This is a genomic window from Bauldia sp., from assembly GCA_037200845.1.
Lineage (GTDB): Bacteria > Pseudomonadota > Alphaproteobacteria > Rhizobiales > Kaistiaceae > DASZQY01.
Map to the genome: position 1 here is coordinate 2,497,380 of JBBCGQ010000001.1, position 19,622 is coordinate 2,517,001.

General features: G+C 67.3%; 19 protein-coding genes and 1 pseudogene. 3 read left to right on the top strand and 17 right to left on the bottom strand.

Going from position 1 to position 19,622, the window contains the following annotated elements; all coding sequences use genetic code 11:
* Positions 1–45: 45 nt before the first annotated feature.
* Positions 46–783, top strand: a complete 738-nt coding sequence (locus WDM94_12400; GenBank protein MEJ0013396.1) for a 3-oxoacyl-ACP reductase family protein — start codon at positions 46–48, stop codon at positions 781–783.
* 196 nt (positions 784–979) lie between these two features.
* Positions 980–1,408 (top strand): PRC-barrel domain-containing protein, encoded by a 429-nt coding sequence (locus tag WDM94_12405; protein ID MEJ0013397.1) that lies wholly within the window; start codon positions 980–982, stop codon positions 1,406–1,408.
* On the opposite strand, the gene WDM94_12410 is transcribed toward WDM94_12405, so the two are convergent.
* Positions 1,405–1,683, bottom strand: coding sequence for a hypothetical protein (locus tag WDM94_12410; protein MEJ0013398.1), 279 nt, complete (start codon positions 1,681–1,683; stop codon positions 1,405–1,407). The two genes, WDM94_12405 and WDM94_12410, sit on opposite strands and share 4 nt — an antisense overlap.
* A 52-nt stretch (positions 1,684–1,735) precedes the next feature.
* Here WDM94_12410 and WDM94_12415 point away from each other — a divergent pair, with 52 nt between their 5' ends.
* Positions 1,736–2,659 carry a hypothetical protein gene (locus WDM94_12415; protein ID MEJ0013399.1) on the top strand — a complete coding sequence of 308 codons (924 nt, stop codon included), beginning with the start codon at positions 1,736–1,738 and terminating at the stop codon, positions 2,657–2,659.
* A gap of 219 nt (positions 2,660–2,878) precedes the next feature.
* Here WDM94_12415 and ligA read toward each other — a convergent pair.
* From ligA to murC, 16 genes and pseudogenes are all read right to left on the bottom strand, one after another.
* Positions 2,879–5,050, bottom strand: a pseudogene (gene ligA, locus WDM94_12420) (NAD-dependent DNA ligase LigA).
* 190 nt (positions 5,051–5,240) lie between these two features.
* Positions 5,241–6,467: a TCR/Tet family MFS transporter gene (locus tag WDM94_12425; protein ID MEJ0013400.1), complete on the bottom strand. Its 1,227-nt coding sequence runs from the start codon at positions 6,465–6,467 to the stop codon at positions 5,241–5,243.
* Positions 6,467–6,787, bottom strand: coding sequence for an antibiotic biosynthesis monooxygenase (locus WDM94_12430; GenBank protein ID MEJ0013401.1), 321 nt, complete (start codon positions 6,785–6,787; stop codon positions 6,467–6,469). Before WDM94_12430 ends, WDM94_12425 begins: the two co-directional genes overlap by 1 nt.
* A 23-nt stretch (positions 6,788–6,810) precedes the next feature.
* Complete coding sequence (recN, locus tag WDM94_12435; GenBank protein ID MEJ0013402.1) at positions 6,811–8,475, bottom strand: DNA repair protein RecN; 1,665 nt, start codon at positions 8,473–8,475, stop codon at positions 6,811–6,813.
* A 19-nt stretch (positions 8,476–8,494) separates the two neighbouring features.
* Positions 8,495–9,340 carry an outer membrane protein assembly factor BamD gene (locus tag WDM94_12440; GenBank protein MEJ0013403.1) on the bottom strand — a complete coding sequence of 282 codons (846 nt, stop codon included), beginning with the start codon at positions 9,338–9,340 and terminating at the stop codon, positions 8,495–8,497.
* 333 nt (positions 9,341–9,673) lie between these two features.
* Positions 9,674–10,621: a UDP-3-O-acyl-N-acetylglucosamine deacetylase gene (gene lpxC / locus WDM94_12445; protein ID MEJ0013404.1), complete on the bottom strand. Its 948-nt coding sequence runs from the start codon at positions 10,619–10,621 to the stop codon at positions 9,674–9,676.
* A gap of 319 nt (positions 10,622–10,940) precedes the next feature.
* Positions 10,941–12,623 carry a cell division protein FtsZ gene (gene ftsZ / locus WDM94_12450; GenBank protein ID MEJ0013405.1) on the bottom strand — a complete coding sequence of 561 codons (1,683 nt, stop codon included), beginning with the start codon at positions 12,621–12,623 and terminating at the stop codon, positions 10,941–10,943.
* A 105-nt stretch (positions 12,624–12,728) separates the two neighbouring features.
* The gene (gene ftsA, locus WDM94_12455; GenBank protein ID MEJ0013406.1) at positions 12,729–14,042 is read right to left on the bottom strand and encodes a cell division protein FtsA; all 1,314 of its coding nucleotides are present in this window, start codon (positions 14,040–14,042) and stop codon (positions 12,729–12,731) included.
* A complete protein-coding gene (locus WDM94_12460; protein MEJ0013407.1) occupies positions 14,042–14,959 on the bottom strand; it encodes a cell division protein FtsQ/DivIB in 918 nt (305 codons plus the stop codon). Before WDM94_12460 ends, ftsA begins: the two co-directional genes overlap by 1 nt.
* Positions 14,947–15,867 carry a D-alanine--D-alanine ligase gene (locus WDM94_12465; GenBank protein ID MEJ0013408.1) on the bottom strand — a complete coding sequence of 307 codons (921 nt, stop codon included), beginning with the start codon at positions 15,865–15,867 and terminating at the stop codon, positions 14,947–14,949. The genes WDM94_12460 and WDM94_12465 overlap by 13 nt, the downstream gene beginning before the upstream one ends.
* Entirely contained in the window at positions 15,864–16,259 is a 396-nt protein-coding gene (locus tag WDM94_12470) for a type II toxin-antitoxin system VapC family toxin (GenBank protein MEJ0013409.1), read from the bottom strand. The genes WDM94_12465 and WDM94_12470 overlap by 4 nt, the downstream gene beginning before the upstream one ends.
* Entirely contained in the window at positions 16,256–16,522 is a 267-nt protein-coding gene (locus tag WDM94_12475) for a type II toxin-antitoxin system VapB family antitoxin (GenBank protein ID MEJ0013410.1), read from the bottom strand. Before WDM94_12475 ends, WDM94_12470 begins: the two co-directional genes overlap by 4 nt.
* Before the next feature lie 42 nt (positions 16,523–16,564).
* Positions 16,565–17,500 carry a UDP-N-acetylmuramate dehydrogenase gene (gene murB, locus WDM94_12480; protein MEJ0013411.1) on the bottom strand — a complete coding sequence of 312 codons (936 nt, stop codon included), beginning with the start codon at positions 17,498–17,500 and terminating at the stop codon, positions 16,565–16,567.
* 2 nt (positions 17,501–17,502) lie between these two features.
* Positions 17,503–17,850: a HepT-like ribonuclease domain-containing protein gene (locus WDM94_12485; protein MEJ0013412.1), complete on the bottom strand. Its 348-nt coding sequence runs from the start codon at positions 17,848–17,850 to the stop codon at positions 17,503–17,505.
* Positions 17,847–18,179 (bottom strand): nucleotidyltransferase domain-containing protein, encoded by a 333-nt coding sequence (locus WDM94_12490; protein ID MEJ0013413.1) that lies wholly within the window; start codon positions 18,177–18,179, stop codon positions 17,847–17,849. Before WDM94_12490 ends, WDM94_12485 begins: the two co-directional genes overlap by 4 nt.
* A 9-nt stretch (positions 18,180–18,188) precedes the next feature.
* The gene (gene murC / locus WDM94_12495; protein MEJ0013414.1) at positions 18,189–19,607 is read right to left on the bottom strand and encodes a UDP-N-acetylmuramate--L-alanine ligase; all 1,419 of its coding nucleotides are present in this window, start codon (positions 19,605–19,607) and stop codon (positions 18,189–18,191) included.
* Between the last annotated feature and the right edge of the window lie 15 nt (positions 19,608–19,622).

Consider the following 19,622-nt stretch of genomic DNA (forward strand, 5'->3'; position numbering starts at 1 on the left):
CGCTCACCGCATTTTGGACTGAACAATCCAGAACAGGACTCTTTTATGACCGCTACACTTTCCGGGAAGACGGCGCTGGTCGCCGGCGGCTCGCGCGGCATCGGCGCGGCGATCGTACGGCGGCTGGCGCGCGAGGGCGCGGCGGTCGCCTTCACCTACGCCAATGCGGAGGACAAGGCTTCCGCCCTGGTGGCGGAGGTAACCGCCGCCGGCGGCCGCGCGATAGCGATCCGCGCCGACAGCGCCGACGCCGAAGCAGTACGCGCCGCCGTCGCCGCGACCATAGCCGCGTTCGGCAAGCTCGACATTCTCGTCAGCAACGCCGGCATCATGCTGCGCGGCGAGATCGACAACTACGACCTTGCCGATTTCGACCGCATGCTGAGCGTCAACGTGCGCGGCTTCTTTGTGGCGGCGCAGGAGGCGGCGCGCCACATGACCGCCGGCGGCCGCATCGTTTCCATCGGCAGCGTTGTCGCCGAACGCACCGGCGTCGCCGGCGCGTCGGTCTATGCGCTGACCAAGGCGGCGCTCGCCGGCTTCACGCGCGGGCTGGCGCGCGACCTCGGGCCGCGCGGTATCACGGTAAACAACGTGCAGCCGGGCCCGACGATGACCGACATGAACAACGACGCGGTCGCCAACTACGTCCGGCCGCTGATCGCGCTCGGCCGCATGGCGCAGGACGAGGAGATCGCCAGTTTCGTGGCCTACCTCGCCGGCCCCGAGTCGAGCTTCATCACCGGCGCCAGCCTGACCATCGACGGCGGCTACCTCGCCTAGGACGAGGCACACGGAACATACGCCGCGCCGGCGCATTCTCTGTGCAGCACCGAACCCATCGCACCGGAAGGGTGGGAACGAACAATCGCATCGAGGAGAGAAATCATGCGCAAGATCTTCGTGACCGCAACCGCTATCGCGGCGCTCGGCCTCGCGACTCCGCTCTACGCCCAGGACGTCGTGGCCCCCGCCCGTCATGCCGAATATCCAGACTCCGAGCGGTACCCTGACGGCACCGAAATTCATCCCGCAGATCGGAGCCGACCAGTTGCTCGCGAGCGAGCTGGTCGGCGCCACGGTCTACAGCCCGGCCGGCGAAAATCTCGGCGACGTCAACGACATCGTGCTCGCCTCCGACGGCAGCCCCTATGCGCTGGTCGTCGGCGTCGGCGGCTTCCTCGGCCTCGGTGAGAAGAACGTCGCCGTCTCGTACGCCGCGATCACGCCATCTATCGATGCGGACGGCAAGCTGCGCCTGACCTTCGACACGACGAAGGAGGAACTGGACGCGGCGCCCGCCTTCAGCGCCACCGCGATGATGGCGCCGGAAGGACCGGTGCCGCAGGCGCCCTCGCCCGCAGTCCCGGTCCTGCCGATCAACCCGGCGCCCAACCCGGCCGGCTAGTTGAACCAGATGGCGTAGCCGCCGAAGGAGCCTTCGAAGGCGGTCGTGATGTCCTTCCATTCCCGGCTCGTCAGCACGCGGCCGTTTTCGACGTAGGGCAGCGCCGCCGGGCCTGTGATCCACAGAATAAAGTCGAACGGGCGCGGCTCCTCGAAAACGCGGCGGAGGTTGACGCCCTGCTTGAGCCGCCAGTGCGGCATGAGCAGCGTGCCGTCGAGCAGGCCGTCGAAGGTGTCCAGCACCGCATGCCACGCGGCGATCTGTTCGCCTGTCACCGGCGAGCCGGCGGCGCCGGTCTGCTTCGGGTTCGGGATCCACTCGCGGTCGTTGTCGTTCTCCGCGACGATCGCGGCGAAATCCTCGCGGCTGAGCGCCGTCCACCTGCTTCAGGTGCTCGCGCACGGCGAGCAGCCGCTGCGGCTCGACCACCGGCCAGCGGACGTGCAGGAACGAGATCAGGTCGGCGATCGCGGTCTCCGACGAGATGAAGCCGGTGCCGGGCGGCGCCAGCGCCTCCTGGAACGGCGAGTGCGCCCGCGGGAAGAAGATGTGGAACGAGTCGTCGAAGCTCTCGTGCCAGTCGTACGCCAACAGGAATTCGCCGATCGACATGAGGACGTGGCAATAGCCGCGCAGCCAGTAGGCATCGGCGCGGTCGAACGCGACGGTCATATCACGGCCCATGATGTCGCTGGCGTCCGTGTCAAAGAAACGGGCGAGCGCCGCGATCAGCGTCTCGTCGGCCTCCGCCTTGCCGTCGCCGTCCACGTCGTAGCGCACGGTGATGAGGTTGACCGGCAGCTTCACCTCGCGCGTGCCCATCCCCGCCATCGTCTTCTCGGCACTGTCGAGATCGGCAACGAAGGCCACCAGCAGCGCGCGGAATTTTTCGTAGTCGATCGGCTCCGGATCGGGATTGTCGGGCACCGGCAGCCGCACGATCGGCATCATCACCGAGCGCGGCGGCTGCAGGCCGTAGCGGTAGAAGCCCTGCGACAGATGCTCGATCGCCTGGACGAAGCGCACCATGCCGAGGCCGAAGCGGGCCTCGTCGTTGGCGCTGTCGGCGGCGATCATCTCGGTGAGCGTCACCGCGCCTGCCGAGAGTTGTCCGGAGCGCAGCGTCTCGACCGTCTCGTCGACGGCGGCGGAATCGGCGTGGGCAATCGCAGGGACGACCAGGAAGGTGGCAATCGCACCGGCGCGTTTCAATTGTCGGACCAAAGACATGCGGCCTCGCTGGTGAATTAGGACGCGCCTAATGTAGCAGATAGTGAACAATGTTCACGAACATTGTTCACTAGCTTCCCTCTCCCCTGCGAGGCGGGTGGGGGAAAGCATTGCGTAAAGATGCACAGGATCCGGGAGGCACTCCCCCCACCCGGCCGGCTCCGCCGGCCACCCTCCCCGCAAGGGAGGGAAGGAGTTTGCGGATCCACCTAGTGTCCGAGTGGCACCGCGCCAGCGCCCCTACCCGCCAACCAGCTTCAGCCAGGCGTCTTCGTCGATGACCGTGACGCCGTGTTTCTCGGCTTCCTTGAGCTTCGAGCCGGCGCCCGGGCCGGCCACGACGAGGTCGGTCTTCTTCGACACCGAGCCGGAGACTTTCGCGCCCAGGCGCTCGGCCATCGCCTTGGCTTCGTCGCGCGTCATCTTCTCGAGCGAGCCGGTGAAGGCCACGGTCTTGCCGGCCACCGGCGAGTTGGTGGCGGCGCGCTCGGCATCGAGGATCGTAACTTCCTTGGTCAGCGCCTCGACCAGCTTGCGATTGTGCGGCTCGGCGAAGTAGCGCGCGATCGCATCGACCACCGTCTCGCCGATCTGGTCGATGTCGTCCATCTCCTGCCGCGCCAGCATGTCGCCGTCGGCGATCTTTAACGCCGCGTCGTGAAAGGCGGACCATGAGACGTAGCCGCGCGCGAGCTGCTTGGCGGTGGTCTCGCCGACGTGGCGGATGCCGAGCGCGTTGAGGAACCGGTCGAGCGCAATTTCGCGGCGGGCGTCGATTGCATCGAACAGGTTGCGACGGAGACCGTGCCAAAGCCGTCGACGTCCTTCAGCTTCTTGAGGTTCTGCTGGTCGCGGGCGCGCAGCGTGAAGATATCGGCCGGCGCCCTCACCGGCAGGTCCTCGCTGTCGTAGAAATATTCGATCTGCTTCTCGCCGAGGCCTTCGATGTCGAAGGCGCCGCGCGAGACGAAGTGGCGGAGGTGCTCCTTGCGCTGGAACGGGCAGGCGAATTCGCCCGAGCAGCGGCGTACGATGCCCTCGCTGCCGGTCGCGGTTTCCTCGCGCACCACCGGAGTCTTCAGCGGACACGGGCAGATTTTCGGGAAGTCGAACGGCTTCGCCGATTTCGGCCGCAGCTTCAGGTCCACCGACAGCACCTGCGGGATGACATCGCCGGCGCGCTGGATGGTGACGGTGTCGCCGACGCGGATGTCGATGACGTTGCCGTCGTCGTCGATGCGCAGCGGCTCGCCGTCGCGGCCGTAGCCGCGGAGAAAATCTTCGTTGTGCAGCGTGGCGCTGACGACGACCACGCCGCCGACGCCGACCGGCGTGAGCTGCGCCACCGGCGTCAGCGCACCGGTGCGGCCGACCTGGATGGCGATGCCTTCGACGACAGTCGTGGCGCGCTCGGCAGCGAACTTGTGCGCGATCGCCCAGCGCGGCGTCGAGGTCCGCATGCCGAGGCGCTCCTGCAGCGCGATCTGATCGACCTTGTAGACGACGCCGTCGATGTCATAGGCGAGCGACGCGCGCTGCTTCTCGATCTCGGCGTAGGCAGCGAGCGCCTCGTCGACGCCGGCGCAATGGCGGACCAGCGGATTGACCGGAAATTTCCAGCGCCGGAAGGCCGCCATTACGCCGAACTGCGTGTCCGCCGGCAGGCCGTGGTTCTCGCCCCAGGCATAGGCGAAGAAACGCAGCGGGCGCGCGGCGGTCACCTCCGGGTTCTTCTGGCGGAGCGACCCGGCCGCGGTGTTGCGCGGGTTGACGTAGAGCTCCAGCCCCGCCTCCGCCTGCTCGCGGTTCAATGTGAGGAAATCTTCCTTGCGCAGATAGATCTCGCCGCGCACCTCGAAGAGATCGGCGCATCCTTGGGCAGCTTGTGCGGAATGTCCTTTATCGTACGGACGTTGGCGGTGACGTTCTCGCCCTCGACGCCGTCGCCGCGCGTCAACCCCTGCACCAGCTCACGGTCCTCGTAGCGGAGCGATATCGACAGGCCGTCGATCTTGGCTCGGCCGTCAGCATGACCGGATCGTCCTTCGGCAGGTTGAGGAAGCGCTGCACCTGCTCGACGAACGCACGGACGTCCTCGTCGGTGAAGGCTTTCTCCAGCGACAGCATCGGCACGGCGTGGCGGACGGTGGCAAATTTCGCGGACGGCCTGGCGCCGACGCGTTTGCCCGGGCTGTCGGTCCGCTTCAGCTTTGGGAAGCGCGCCTCGATCTGGTCGTTGCGGATGCGGAGCGCGTCGTACTCCGCGTCGGAAATTTTCGGCGCGTCTTGCTCGTGGTAGCGGCGGTCGTTGAGCGCGATCTCGGCGGCGAGATCGGCCAGCTCGACCTTCGCCTCGGCCTCGCTGAGGTCCGCGACGCGTTTTGCCCTGACGCTCGCCGCTTTCTTCGCCACGCGTGTTGCTCCGTTTACGCGAAAGTTGCCTAACACCGATCAATGCCGCAAGGCGTCAGTAGCAGCGGCGGTGCTCCCCCGTTTACGGGGGAGCTGTCGGCGAAGCCGACTGAGGGGGCTTTTGCCGTGCCCCCTCCACCATGCTTCGCATGGTCCCCCTCCCCCGCGTTGCAGGGGAGGATCACCGGCCCTATGCCTTCGCCAGCGCCTCGCGCACCGTCCGGAACACCTTCGGCCGCGCCGCAAATATGAGCCCCAGCACGAACAGCGAGCCGCCGAGCAGGAACGCCACGCCCGGCAGATGGAACGGCGCGCCCGGGCTGATGAAATAGCCGAACAGGGCGCCGCCGATCGGCGGGGCGATGACGCCGGTGGCGGTCGAGACGCTGGCGATGGCGCCCTGCAGGATGCCCTGCTCGTTGGGCGCGACGATGCGCGTCACCACCGCCTGCGACGCCGGGCCGGTGAGGCCCCAGCCGAGCACGTAGGGCACGGTGATGGCGTAGAGCGCCCACGGGCTGGTGATGAACGCCATCGTCGTCATGCACACCGCCGCGACGACGAAGCCGAGGATGACGGTGTTCCATTCGCCGAGCCGCGGCACCACGAGGCGCACGAGCCCGCCTTGCGTGACGACGAACAGGATGCCGACCCAGGCGAAGGAAACACCGACATCGACCGGCGACCAGTGGAACTGATAGGCGGTGAACAGCACCCACGTGCTCTCCAGCAGCCGCTCGGCGAGCTGCGACAGGACGAAGACGACGAGCAGCGTCATCACCGCCTTGTAGCGCGAGATGACGATGAAGGCACCGAGCGGATTGGCTTCGCGCAGGCGGAAAGGGCGGCGGAGCTCCGGCGCCAGCGACTCGGGCAGCAGGAACCACGCCGCGATGAGTGCGATGAAGCTGACCGTCGAGGCGCCGTAGAAAGGCACGCGCGATCCGTATTCGCCGAGGAAGCCGCCGACCAGCGGCCCGGTGATGAAGCCGATGCCGAAGGCGACGCCGATGAAGCCGAAGGATTGCGCCCGCTTTTCCGGCGGCGTGATGTCGGCGATGTAGGCGCTGGCGGTCGAGATCGAGGCGCCCATGGCGCCGCCGATGATACGCGCGACGACCACCACCCAGAGCGCCGGCGCCACCGCCAGCAGCAGGTAGTCGAGGCCGAGGCCGAGCATGGAGATGAGCAGGATCGGCCGGCGTCCGAAGCGATCCGACAGCGCCCCCATCGCCGGGCCGAAGAGAAACTGCATCAGCGAATAAAGCGCGATCAGCCAGCCGTAGGTGGCCGCCGCCGAGGCGATGTCGCCGCCGGTCAGCTCGCGCACCAGCCCCGGCACCACCGGAAGCATGAGGCCGATGCCGAAAACGTCGATGACGAGGATACCGAAGAGGATCGCGAGCTTGGCCGACATCAGGCGAATTTAGTCGTGTCGGGAATGACCGTGTCGGAAAGAATGTTTTCGAAATGCGCCTCGACGCAGACCTCGCCGAGCGCCGCCCAGAACTGCTTGAAGTGCCGAGAGTTGAGGTGCTCCGCCTCGTGGACCTCCGGGCTCGTGAAGCACTCCATCACCATCGCCAGGTCAGAATCGAACGGCGACACGCTGACGTCGAAGAATTCGCAGCCGGACTCGGCGCGGCATTTCCCGACGTAGTCGCGCGAGCCGGCGATGAAGGCATCGCGCTTGCCCGGCTTGAAGTGCAGCCAGCCCATTATGTACTTCTTGGTCATACGCTCCCCGGTCGCCCTCGGTTCTACGCCGCGCCGCGGATCAGGCGATCGGCGGCGGCGCGCGCTTCGTCGGTGATAGTAGCACCGGCGAGCATCCGCGCGATCTCCTCGCGGCGTTTTCCGGCGTCGAGCGGCGTCAGGCTGGTGACGACCGTGCCCCGCGCCGCCTTCTTCGCGACCAGCATGTGGGCGCCGGCGCGCGCCGCGACCTGCGGCGCGTGGGTGACGGAGAGGACCTGCACACGCTCCGCGAGGCGGGCGAGGCGGACGCCGATGGCGTCGGCGACCGCGCCGCCGACGGCCGTGTCGATCTCGTCGAAGACGAGCGTCGCCGCACTGCCGCGATCGGCGAGCGCGACCTTCAGCGCCAGCAGGAAGCGCGCGAGCTCGCCGCCGGATGCAACTTTCATCAGCGGGCCGGGCTCGGTACCCGGGTTCGTGCGGACCAAGAACGCGACCTCGTCGATGCCGGCCTCCCCTGCCCGCGTTGCGTCGGAGTCGATGTCGACCAGGAATTGCGCCCGCTCGAGCTTCAGCGCGGGGAGCTCCGCGGCGACCGCCTTCTCCAGCCGCTTGGCGGCGGCGTGGCGTTTCTTCGATAGCGACGCGGCGGCGCTGTCGTAGGCGGCGCGCGCCATGGCGGCTTCTTTCTCCAATGCCGCCAGACGCTCCTCGCCGGACTCCAATGCCGCGAGATCGGCGCTCATGCGCGCCAGGACCGCGGGCAGCTCCGCGACCGGCGCGCTGTGCTTGCGGCCGGCGGCGCGAAGCGCGAACAGGCGCTCCTCGATCCGCTCCAGTTCCTTCGGGTCGAAATCGGCGGCGTGCATGGCGGCGTTCAGCGCCTGCTCGGCCTCGTCGAGCGCGATCAGCGCGCGGTCGAGCGCCGCCACCGCCGGATCGAGCAGCCCGCCGGCCGTCGCGGCCTTCCGTTCGAGGCGGCGCGCGAGGCTGGACAGCGTCGGGATCGGCGAGGCCGAGCCGGCGACCGTCTCGTGTGCCTCGGCAAGATCGCCGGCGACCTTCTCGGCACGCATCATCTGGGCGCGGCGCTCGGCGAGGCTTTCTTCCTCGCCGGCCTGCGGGTTGAGGATCGTCAACTCATCGACGGCGGCGCGGAGGTAATCGGCCTCGTTGCGCGCGGCGGCGATCTTCGCCTTCAGCGCCGCGACCGCATGGTCGGCGGCGCGCCAGGTCGCGTGCGCCGCGCGCACTTTTGCGGCGAGCGGCGCAAGGCCGTCGAAGGCATCGAGCAGCGCGCGGTGGCCGGATGTCTCGATCAGCGCGCGGTCGGCGTGCTGGCCGTGAATCTCGACCAGCGTCTCGCCGATCTGGCGGAGCAGGCTCGCCGACACCGGCTGGTCGTTGACGAAGGCGCGGCTGCGGCCGTCGGCGCCCTGCACACGGCGCAGGATCAGGTCGCCCTCCGCGTCGAGCCCGCCCTCGACGAGCAACGCGCGGCCGGGATGATCGTCGGCAACGGCAAAGACGGCGGTGACGTCGCCCTGCTCCGCGCCGGAACGCACCAGCGCCGCATCGCCGCGGCCGCCGAGCGCCAGCGACAGCGCATCGAGCAGGATGGATTTGCCGGCGCCGGTCTCGCCGGTGAGCACCGTCAGGCCCGAGGAAAAATCGATGGCCATCCGGTCGATGATGACGATGTCGCGGATGGACAGGGCGACGAGCATGCGGCCGCCGGCGGCGCGGCTAGCCCGTCTGCGCCGGCTTGCCGCCGAACAGCTTGGACAGCCACGAGTCCTTGTTCTCGTTCGGCGACAGGCCGCCCGACTGGAGCAGGTTGTAGGCGTCCTTGTACCAGGGGCTGTCCGGGAAATTGTGCCCGAGGATCGCCGCCGCGGTCTGCGCTTCCGACGAAAGGCCGAGCGACAGGTTCGCCTCGCTCAGCCGCTCCAGCGCCTCCTCGACGTGGCGCGTGTCCTGATAGTTGGTCACCACGTTCTTGAAGCGGTTGACCGCCGCGATGTACTCGCGCCGCTCGAGGTAGTAGCGGCCGATCTGCATTTCCTTGCCGGCGAGCTGGTCGCGCGCGACGATGATCTTCTGCTTGGCGTCGGCGGAGTATTCCGAATCCGGGTAGCGATCGACGATCTCCTGCAGCGAGGCGAGCGCGCGCTGCGTCGCCTGCTGATCGCGGGTGATGTCGGGGATCTGGTGGAAGTAGGACGAGCCGATCAGGTACTGCGCATAGGGCGCATCGGGGCTGCCGGGATAGAGCGTCAGGAAGCGGTTGGCCGAGGCGACGGTATCGTCGTAGCGGCCGCGGCGGTATTGCGCGAAGGCCGACATCAGGATCGCCTTGCGCGCCTCGTCCGTATACGGGTGCTGGCGGTCTACCTCGTCGAAGCCCTTGGCCGCATCGCCGAGCTTGCCGGCGTTCAGCTTGTCGAGTGCCTCGTTGTAGAGCGTGCCGGCCGGCTCGTCGTCGGCCATCACGTCCTGCGTGGTCTTGTTGCAGCCGGCGAGGAACAGCGCCGCGGCGACGGCCACGAGACTGAGGGCGGCCCGGAAGCCGTTTCTGCGCTTGTCGTCCATGCCCTCTCGAAGCCGCTCCCCGGGGAGCCGTGCTTCGCCTCTCCTGTCCCGCGTTTTTAGCCGAGCCTGTTTAGCCGAAGCCGCCCGATTCCGCCAACTCTGGTGCGGGCGCAATGCCGCGAATTTGTGGCGGACGGGGAATAGGACTGTGGGTGACCCCTCTCAAGCCTTGCTAGGCTCGCTACGGCTCGCCGAGCGCGGCTTTCTCCCGCGCAAGGGGGGGGAGAGCCGGAACGGCAACAATGCAGCGAATCCTCTCCCCCTTGCAGGGGAGAAAGGGAAGCTTGGCGAACGAAGTTCACCTAGCGGACCTTGAGAGGGGTCTAGCGCGAGCTACGAAGCTTCGGCGCTGTACGCCGGGGCGACCACGCCGGAGACGAGGTCGGCGTGCGCGGTTTCGCGGCGCGGCTGGGTCGCTTCGACCATCACCCAGGCCGAGGTGTCGGCGAACAAAGCTTCCAGCGCCTTGAAGTTCAGCTTGTGACCGCCGCGGTAGGAACGGTAGCGGCCGAGGATCGGTGCACCGGCGAGCGCCAGGTCGCCGACCGCATCCAGCACCTTGTGGCGCACGAATTCGTCGGCGAAGCGCAGGCCTTCCGGATTGATGACGCGATCGTCGCCGATGACGACCGCATTCTCGAGCGAGGCGCCTAGCGCGAAGCCGCGGGCCCAGAGCTGCTCGACCTCGGCCAGGAAGCCGAAGGTGCGGGCGCGCGCGATGTCGCGACGAAAGCAATCGGAGTCGATGTCGGCGGCGAAGCTCTGCTTGCCGATGAGCGGCGAGGCGAAATCGATCTCGACCTCGATGCGGCGGCCGTTATACGGCGTGAATTCGGCGAAGGAGTCGCCCTGCTGGATGCGCACCGGCTTGGTGATCTTGAGATAGCGCAGCGGCGCGTCGAGACCGGCAACGCCGGCGGCATCGACCGCCGACATGAAGGCGCCGGCCGAGCCGTCCATGACCGGAACTTCTGGCCCGTCGATCTCGATGGTGGCGTTGTCGACGTCGAGCGCGGAAAGCGCCGCCATCAGGTGCTCGATGGTGGCAACCGAGGCGCCGGGCACGCCGACGGAGGTGCAAAGGTCGGTGGCGTTGACGTGGCGGTAGTTTGCCGGGATCTCGCGGTCGCGACCGTCCTCGGCATGTGTACGGAAGAAGGTGACGCCGCTGTCGGCTTCGGCGGGATGGAGGGTGATGGAAACTTCGCGACCGGAATGAACGCCGATGCCAGAAACTTTGGCACGCTTGCGTAAGGTCGACTGCCGTCCACGCTGAACCATGGTTCGCGTACGCCCCGATGCAACCCCCGCCGCTTGCGCGGCACGAGACGACGTCATAGGGCGGCGGTACAGGGGAACCGACATGGATAGCCCCGCTCTAACGGGGAAAAACCGGTGCTCAGCCCCACTGGCGCCCGACCCCAGGCGCTGTCCTCGAATCAAAGGATAGGCGCGCCGCGGGCCTTGCACCAATCACGCTTGGTATCCTCGTGTTACGCGGATATCCACAGAGGCTGATTCGGCCTTTCCATTGTTCGCACAAAGGCTTGCAGACCGACACCTAAACCAAAGGTGCCGGTCTTTTCGTGATCGTTTTCGGCTAGTTCGCCTGGCGGCGGAGGAACGCCGGAATCTCCAGTTCGTCCTCCTGCGCCCGGGCCGCCGGCTGCTGGCGGCCGTGCGGGTCGAGATTGCCCTCGGCCGGGCGATACAGGGCGTCCTTAGCCGGCGTACGAGCCGCCGCCGGCTGGGCGGCGCGCGGCTGCGGCGGCGTCTGCCGCTGCTGCGTCTGTGGCTTCTGGACAGGACGCTGCACCGGCGCCGGCTGGCGATCCTGTGCCGGCGCTTCCTCGTGGGCACGGCCGAGGCCGACGGAGGCGAGGCGGCGGAGCAGGCTCATCGGACCGCGGTCCTCGTGCGCCGGACGCTGCGGCTGCTGGCGGGCCTCGATCTGACGCTGGACGACCGGCGGGAAATCCTCCACCCGCGGAATGCGGACCGGAGCTTCCGGCGCCGGCGCGATGAACGGCGCGTCGGCGGGATCCATCTCGTCGGCCCCCTCCTCCATCGTCTCCGGCTCCATGCCGTAGTGCGAGGCGTCGGTGTCGAACGCCGCGAGCGACGGATCCTGCATCGCGGCCGGCATCATCGGCTGCGGCGCCGGACGCGGCGGCATCGCCGGCGCGGTGCGCGGCATGGCGGGCGCCGGAGCAGGCTTCGCCGGCGCCGGGTTCACGGCCGCGGCAAGGCCGCGCAGGCGCTGGCTGATCTGCTCGGCAGCGCGCGCTTCGAGCGGCCGCTGGTCGGCCTTCTGCTCGCTGGAGGCGATGCCGGTGGCGACCACCGACACGCGGATGACGCCTTCCAGCGCCTCCTCGAAGGTGGCGCCGAGGATGATGTTGGCGTCGGGATCGACTTCCTCGCGGATGCGGGTGGCGGCCTCGTCGACCTCGAACAGCGTCAGGTCCTTGCCGCCGGTGATCGAGATGAGCAGCCCGCGGGCGCCGCGCATCGAGGTTTCGTCGAGCAGCGGGTTGGCGATCGCGGCTTCGGCGGCCTGCGTCGCGCGCCGCTCGCCGGAGGCTTCGCCGGTGCCCATCATCGCCTTGCCCATCTCGCGCATCACCGAACGGACGTCGGCGAAGTCGAGGTTGATCAGGCCTTCCTTGACCATCAGGTCGGTGATGCAGGCCACACCCGAGTAGAGCACCTGGTCGGCCATCGCGAAGGCGTCGGCGAAGGTGGTCTTCTCGTTCGCGATGCGGAAGAGATTCTGGTTCGGGATGACGATCAGAGTGTCAACGCAGGCTTCCAGCTCCTTGATGCCGGCATCAGCGACGCGCATGCGCCGCACGCCCTCGAACTGGAACGGCTTGGTGACCACGCCGACGGTGAGGATGCCCTGCTCGCGCGCGGTGCGCGCGATGATCGGGGCAGCGCCCGTGCCGGTGCCGCCGCCCATGCCGGCGGTGACGAACACCATGTGCGATCCGGTCAGGTGATCGGTGATCTCGGCGATGGCTTCTTCCGCCGCGGCCCGGCCGACTTCCGGCTGCGAGCCGGCGCCAAGGCCTTCGGTGACGGCGACGCCCATCTGGATGATCTTCTCGGCGCGCGAGGAGGTCAGCGCCTGGCTGTCGGTGTTGGCGACGACGAATTCGCAGCCCTGCAGCCCGGAGCGGATCATGTTGTTGACCGCGTTGCCGCCGGCGCCGCCGACGCCGAACACGGTGATCTTGGGCTTCAGTTCCTTGATCTCAGGCAGTTTCAGATTGAGTGCCATGGCATCCTCGTCCCGTCTTGACCCCAGTCGGCCGTCCGCGCGTCCCGCCGGCCTTATCCGTTCTGCTTTCGGGCACCGCCGCCACGGCGCCCGGAACTCCAGTCCCTAAAAGCTTTCCCTGAACCACTGCCCGACGCGGGCGACGAAGCCGCCGCCCGTTCCGGTCATCGCGTATTCCGTGCGCCGGTCGTCGATCTGCTCCATCTCGGCGACCTGCGGATAGATCAGCAGCCCGACGGCCGCGGCGAACGCCGGACCCTTGGCGACCTCGGGCATCCCCGCGATGCCGAGCGGCCGGCCGAGGCGAACGTTGCGGGCAAGGATGCGCCGCGCCGCTTCGGCAAGGCCGTTGAGCTGCGAGCCGCCGCCGGTGAGGATCAGGCGGCGGCCGAAAAGATGCGCGAAGCCGGAGGCATTGAGCCGGTCGCGCACGAGTTCCAGAATCTCTTCGACGCGCGGCCGGACGATCCGCGTCAGCGCCGCGCGCGGCACCTGCGTCGGGCCGGAGTGCTCGTCGTCGCCGATGGTCGCGATCGACAGCACGTCGCGCTCGTCGGATATGCCGGGCAGCGCACTGCCGTACATCGTCTTCAGCCGCTCGGCGTCCTCGATGCGCACCGAAAGGCCGCGCGCGATATCGGTGGTGATGTGCTGGCCGCCGACGGCGATGGCATCGACATGCACCAGCTCGCCGCGATTGAAGACCGCGATGGAGGTCGTGCCGCCGCCGAAATCGATGACGGCGGAGCCGAGCTCGGCCTCGTCGTCGACCAGCACCGACAGGCCGGAGGCATAGGGCGAGGCTACCAGCGCCTCGACCGACAGATGGCAGCGGTTGACGGCGAGCTCGAGATTGCGGAGCGGCGGCTGGTCGGCGGTGACCATGTGCATGGCGACGCCGAGCTTGTGGCCGACCATGCCGCGCGGATCGGCAATGCCGCCGTCGCCGTCGAGGCCGTAGCCGATCGGCAGCGAATGGATGATGGCGCGGCCGGGCGCGACCGAGTGCCGGCGGCCGGCGGCGAGCACGCGGCCGATGTCCTTGTCGCCGACCGGCTCGCTGCCGAGATCGACGGTGGCCGACGTGGTCTCGCTGGCAAGCCGCCCGGCGGAGAGATTGACGATCAGCGACTCGACCGTGACGCCGGCCTGCCGCTCGGCCGCATCGACGGTGGCGCGCACCGCCTGCTCGGCGGCGTCGAGGTTGGCGACGATGCCCGACTTGATGCCGCGCGAGCGCTGGTGCCCGATGCCGAGCACCTCGATGGTGTGGGTGCGCCCACGGAGTGCCTCGCCCTGCTCGGCCGGAGTGAGCCGCGCGACGACGCAGCACACCTTGGTCGAGCCGATGTCGAGGACCGACACGATCGTTGGACGGCGCGAGAGCGACCGGCCCTCGGAAGACGCGAACATACCCATCAGGTGTTCGTCCTTCCGCTCTTGGCCAGCTTCTCACGCTCCTTGAGCGCAGCGTCGTGGGCAGTCAGACCCGTACCGGTAAGCCGCACGATCATGTGACCGGGCTCGCGAAGATCGACCGCCGCAATTTCACGCGACAAGAGAGACTGATCGCGGTCGAGCGCCGCGATGGTGCCGAGCGCCGCCGCCGGATCCTTCTCGGGCAGCATCAGCTCGATGCCGTTGCCCAGCACCAGCGTCCAGCGATTTTCCGAGACGAGAATGCCGGCGCGCACCTGCGATGCGATGGCCGGGAACGGATCGAGCAGCGCGGTGTAGGCCGTCGCCTTCTCGGCCGCACCGGCGCCGATGACCTTGGGCAGCGCGGCATAGCGATCGTCGATATCGTCGGTGATGACCTTGCCGGCGTCGTCGATCAGCGACAGCGTGTCGTCGTGCTGCCACAGCGCATAGGGCTCGCGCTCGACGATGGCGATCTCGACCGTGTCGGGGAACAGCTTCTTCAGCGCCGCGCGCTTGACCCACGGCAGTTTTTCGATGCGTGCCTGCGCATCCTGCAGATCGAGGGTCAGCGTCGAGGGATACTGGCCGACATCGAGCGCGGCGAGCACATCGACCTCGGAGGTCTCGCTCTGCCCGGTCATCTTGACGTTTTCGATGCCGAAGCCGACCGCGGCGGTGGCGGCGGAAAGCACGGTCATGCCATGGCCGCCGACGACTACGCCGCCTACCGCGGTGACGAGAAACAGCGCAGCGAGGCTTTTGATGCCGAGATGGCGCGGCAGCTTCCAGTTGGCACGGCGCAGCACCCTGACCGGCCGGCGCAGGAAGCGCGGCAGCACGATGTGATGCGAGGCCCGCGCCCGCACCATCTCGTCATCGACCAGTGAGTCCGCTCTATCTGCTACCGATTGCAAGACGCATCCTCGACCATCCAGCGCACCAGGTCCCGGAAGCTCATGCCGGCATAAGCCGCCATGTCCGGAACCAGAGACGTCGCTGTCATGCCGGGCTGCGTGTTCACTTCGAGGCAGACGAGACCGTCCGTACCCTCGAGTTGATCGTCGTACCGAAAGTCGGAACGGCTAACTCCACGACAGCCCAAAGCCTGATGAGCGCGCAGAGCAAGCATCCGTACATTTTGGTAAATAATTGGTGAAATTTGCGCCGGAAGAATGTGGCGGGAGCCGCCGGTCGCATACTTCGCCTCGTAGTCGTAGAAGCGATTATCCGTAACGATATCAATAATGTCGAGGGCCCGGTCGCCGACAACCGCGCAGGTCAGCTCGTGCCCGCCGACGTACGGTTCGACCAGCACTGTGTCGCCAAAGGCCCACTCCGACGAATAAAGCTGCTGCGGCGGGTGGGTCTGGTCCTTCTTCACGATCAGCACGCCGAACGACGAACCTTCGGCCGGCGGCTTGATGACGTACGGCGGCTCCATCACATGGGCCCTGGCCGCCTCCAGGCGGCTGAACAGCCCGCCGCCGGGGACCGGGATGCCCGCCGCGCGCATCACGTCCTTGGCCTTCGGCTTGTTCATCGCCAGCGCCGAGGCGAGCACGCCGGAGTGCGTGTAGGGGATCGCGAGATACTCGAGGATGCCCTGGATGCAGCCGTCCTCGCCGAACGGCCCGTGCAGCGCGTTGAAGGCGATGTCGGGTTTCAGCCGCCCCAGCACCTCCGAGACATCGCGGCCGACGTCAACGCGCGTCACGCGGTAGCCCTCGGCCTCCAGCGCATCGGAACACTGCCCGCCGGAGGACAGCGACACCGGCCGCTCGGACGACCAGCCGCCCATCAGGACCGCGACGTGTTTGGTCATTTCAGCGCGGACCGGACGTCGGTGTGCGCAAAGTCAGTGCCCTTGTACAGCAACGGCTCCCCCAGATCTCGGGCGAGTGCATAAGCGAAGCAGTCGCCGAAATTAAGGCCGGCAGGGTGGCCGCTGCCCTTGCCGTAGTCGCGATAAGCCTCGCGCGCGATCCGCGCCTGCTTCTCGGTCACCGGCTCGATGATGATGCCAGCACCATCGAGAAAATAATCAAGTGTGTTGCTGATCCGTGGATTGCGGCCGCGCGCGATGACGACACCCAGTTCAACATAGCTTGCCGCAGATAAGCGTGCGGGTTCGGCCTCGCTGATTATCTTCTGGAAGAGCTCTGCCTCGGGCTCATAATGAATAATCGCGACGAGCGCCGAAGTATCGACGATCATTTCGGCAAGCCGGTTTCCCGGTCATATAGCCCGTCAGGACCGTAGAGCGCGTCATCCATGTCGAAGTCCTTTAACAGGGGCGCTATCTCCTCGGCGATCTCCGTCATCGCCTTGTATCGCTGTTCAGCGCGACTCTTTGCTTGCAGTCGATTGATCCGCTCACGAACAGCAGTCCCGATGGCCTGAGTTTTTCCTTCGCCCGTCATCTCCGCCAACTCGCGGATAAGCCGCTCGGTCTCGGTATTCTTAATGTTGATGCCCATTGCAACCTCCAAAGGTAGAAATATACCCACGGATGGTAGAATTCAACCATCCACCAAAAATGGCCGGATTTCCTCGCCTTTGAACCGCCCTACCCGCTTGATCTCCCACTCCAGCCGCACGCCGCTGGTTTCGAGCACGCGGGCGCGCACCGTCTCGCCGAGCAGTTCGATGTCGTGCGCCGTCGCCGGCCCGGTGTTGATCAGGAAATTGCAGTGCATCTCCGACACCATCGCGCCGCCGACGTGAAGCCCGCGGCAGCCGGCGGCGTCGATCAGTTGCCACGCCTTCTTGCCGGGCGGGTTGGTGAAGGTCGAGCCGCCGGTCTTCTCGCGGATCGGCTGGGCCGCCTCTCGGTGCGCCTCGACCGCATCCATCTCGGCCTTGATCGCGGCGGGATCGGCGGGCGTGCCCTGGTACACGGCGTCGGTGAAAATGAGGTCGTCGCCCGCGGCCGAGTGCCGGTAAGTGAAGCCCATGTCGGCGTTGGCGAGCGTATGCCGCCTGCCCTGCCGGTCGATGGCGTTCGTCTCGATCAGCCGGTCCTTGGTCTCGCCGCCGCTGGCGCCGGCGTTCATGCGGAGGGCGCCGCCGATCGTGCCGGGGATGCCGTAGTAGAACGCAAAGCCGGCTAAGCCCTGCTCCAGCGCGAACGACGCCAGCCGCTTGTCGGGCAGCGCGGCGCCGGCGCGGATGCGCTCGCCCGGCTCGCGCGTCGCCTGGCCGAAGCCTTTGGCGGACAGGCGGATGGTGACGCCCGCGATGCCGCCGTCGCGCACCAGAAGATTGGAGCCGACGCCGATGACGGTGACCGGCACCGACGCGTCGAGCTTGGACAGGAACAACGCGAGGTCGTCGGCATCGGCCGGCTGGAACAGAAGCTCCGCCGACCCGCCGACGCGGAACCATGTGAACGGCGCGATCTCGGCATTGGGCGTGAGCCGGCCGCGGACGCCGGCGAAATCGCCGAAATGCGGCATCGTCATTTTCCGTACGCTGCAAGCATGGCTTCAATCGCTGCTTCGAGCGGATCGAGGTCACGCTCGTAGATCGCCCACAGGATGGAGAGGTCGACAGCCGAATAGACGTGACGCATGACGTTGCCGATATCAGCAATACGCCGCCACTCAATCTCCGGATGTTCTGCCTTCCAATCATCCGGCAGATGCCGCGATGCTTCGCTGATGATCTCCAGAAAGCGCTCGAATGCCGCGCGCGCAACAAGGTCGGCGCCGACTTCGTTAAGCGACTTTCCGTCGAGCAGACGTCGTATCAGGCGAATGCGGACTTTTATGTCATCCGCGCGCTGCTGCGGCCGTTCAGGCGTCAAAAGATGTCGACTCGATCGCGCTGCGCGTTGGCGCGCAACGCAGGATCGAGACTCCGCAGCATGAAGACGTCGGCTTGGAGACCGAGAGAATCTTCGACCACGTGCTTCACGCCGATCATGTCGAGCAGCGAAAACCGACGCACTCCGTCCAGCACTTCGATGGCAAGATCGACGTCGCTGTGGGGGCGGTTATCTCTCCGCGCGCGCGAGCCGATAAGCGCCATGTGAAGCACGCCCTCGCGTTCGAACCTCGGCCGCAACGCCTTCAGTTCCGCAACGAGCTGGTCGCGGCTGATTTCCCGGGTGAGAATGGTTTCAGCATCGCTCATGGCTCGAATCTAAGCCTTCCCGCCGGCTTTCGCCAGTTGCTCCGGCAGCGCGTAGGCCCACGCGCTGATCGAGCCGGCGCCGAGGCAGACGACCATGTCGCCCGGCCGCGCGATGTCGCGGATCATCGGCGCCAGCGCCTCGGGACCTTCCAGCGGCCGTGCATCGCGGTGGCCGCGAGTCTTCAGGCCCGCGACCAGCGCGTCGCGGCTGGCGCCTTCGATCGGCGCCTCGCCGGCGGCGTAGACCGGCGCGACGATGACCGTGTCGGCGTCGTTGAAGCAGAGGCAGAACTGGTCGAACAGATCGTGCAGCCGCGTGTAGCGGTGCGGTTGGACGACGGCGATGACGTGGTGCCCGGCGCTGATCGAGCGCGCCGCCTTCAATACGGCGGCGATCTCGACCGGGTGGTGGCCGTAATCGTCGATGATCGCGACGCCGTTCCATTCGCCGGTGCGCGTGAAGCGCCGTTTGACGCCGCCGAAGCCGGCGAGGCCCGCGACGATGGCTTTGTCGGCGACGCCCAGATTGTGCGCGACCGCCAGCGCGCCGGTCGCGTTCTGGACGTTGTGCTCGCCCGGCATCGAGATCGCGAGATTCTCGATCATGTGCGTTTTGCCGCCCAGGCGATCGCGCACCAGCACGGAGAAATGCGATTTGCCGCCTTCAATGCGCAGATCGACGTAGCGCACGTCGGCCTGCGGGCTCGCGCCATAGGTGACGATGCGGCGGTCCTCGATGCGGCCGACCAGCGCCTGCACCTCCGGATGGTCGAGGCACATCACGGCGAAGCCGTAGAACGGCACGTTCTCCACGAACTCAAGGAACGCCTCCCGCACTTTGTCGAACGAGCCGTAATGATCGAGGTGCTCGGGATCGATGTTGGTGACCAGCGCGACGTCGGCCGGCAGCTTGACGAACGTGCCGTCGGATTCGTCGGCCTCGACCACCATCCAGTCCGACGCGCCCATGCGCGCATTGGTGCCGTAGGCGTTGATAATGCCGCCGTTGATGACGGTCGGATCGAAACCGCCGGCGTCGAGCAGTGCCGCCACCATCGACGTGGTCGTCGTCTTGCCGTGCGTGCCGGCGATGGCGACCGCCTGCTTGAAGCGCATCAGCTCGGCCAGCATCTCGGCGCGGCGCACGACCGGCAGCAGTTTTTCGCGCGCCGCGATCAGCTCCGGATTGTCGCGCTTGATCGCCGACGACACGACCACCACCTTGGCGGCGCCGAGGTTCTCGGCCTTGTGGCCGACGAAGACCGGGATGCCGCGAGCACGCAGCCGCTGGACGTTGGCGTTGTCGGCGGCGTCCGAACCCTGCACGCGATGGCCGAGATTGGCCAGCACCTCGGCAATGCCGCTCATGCCGATGCCGCCGATGCCGATGAAATGCACCGGCCCGATGTCTTCGCGGAGCTGCTTCATCTCTTTTCCAACCCT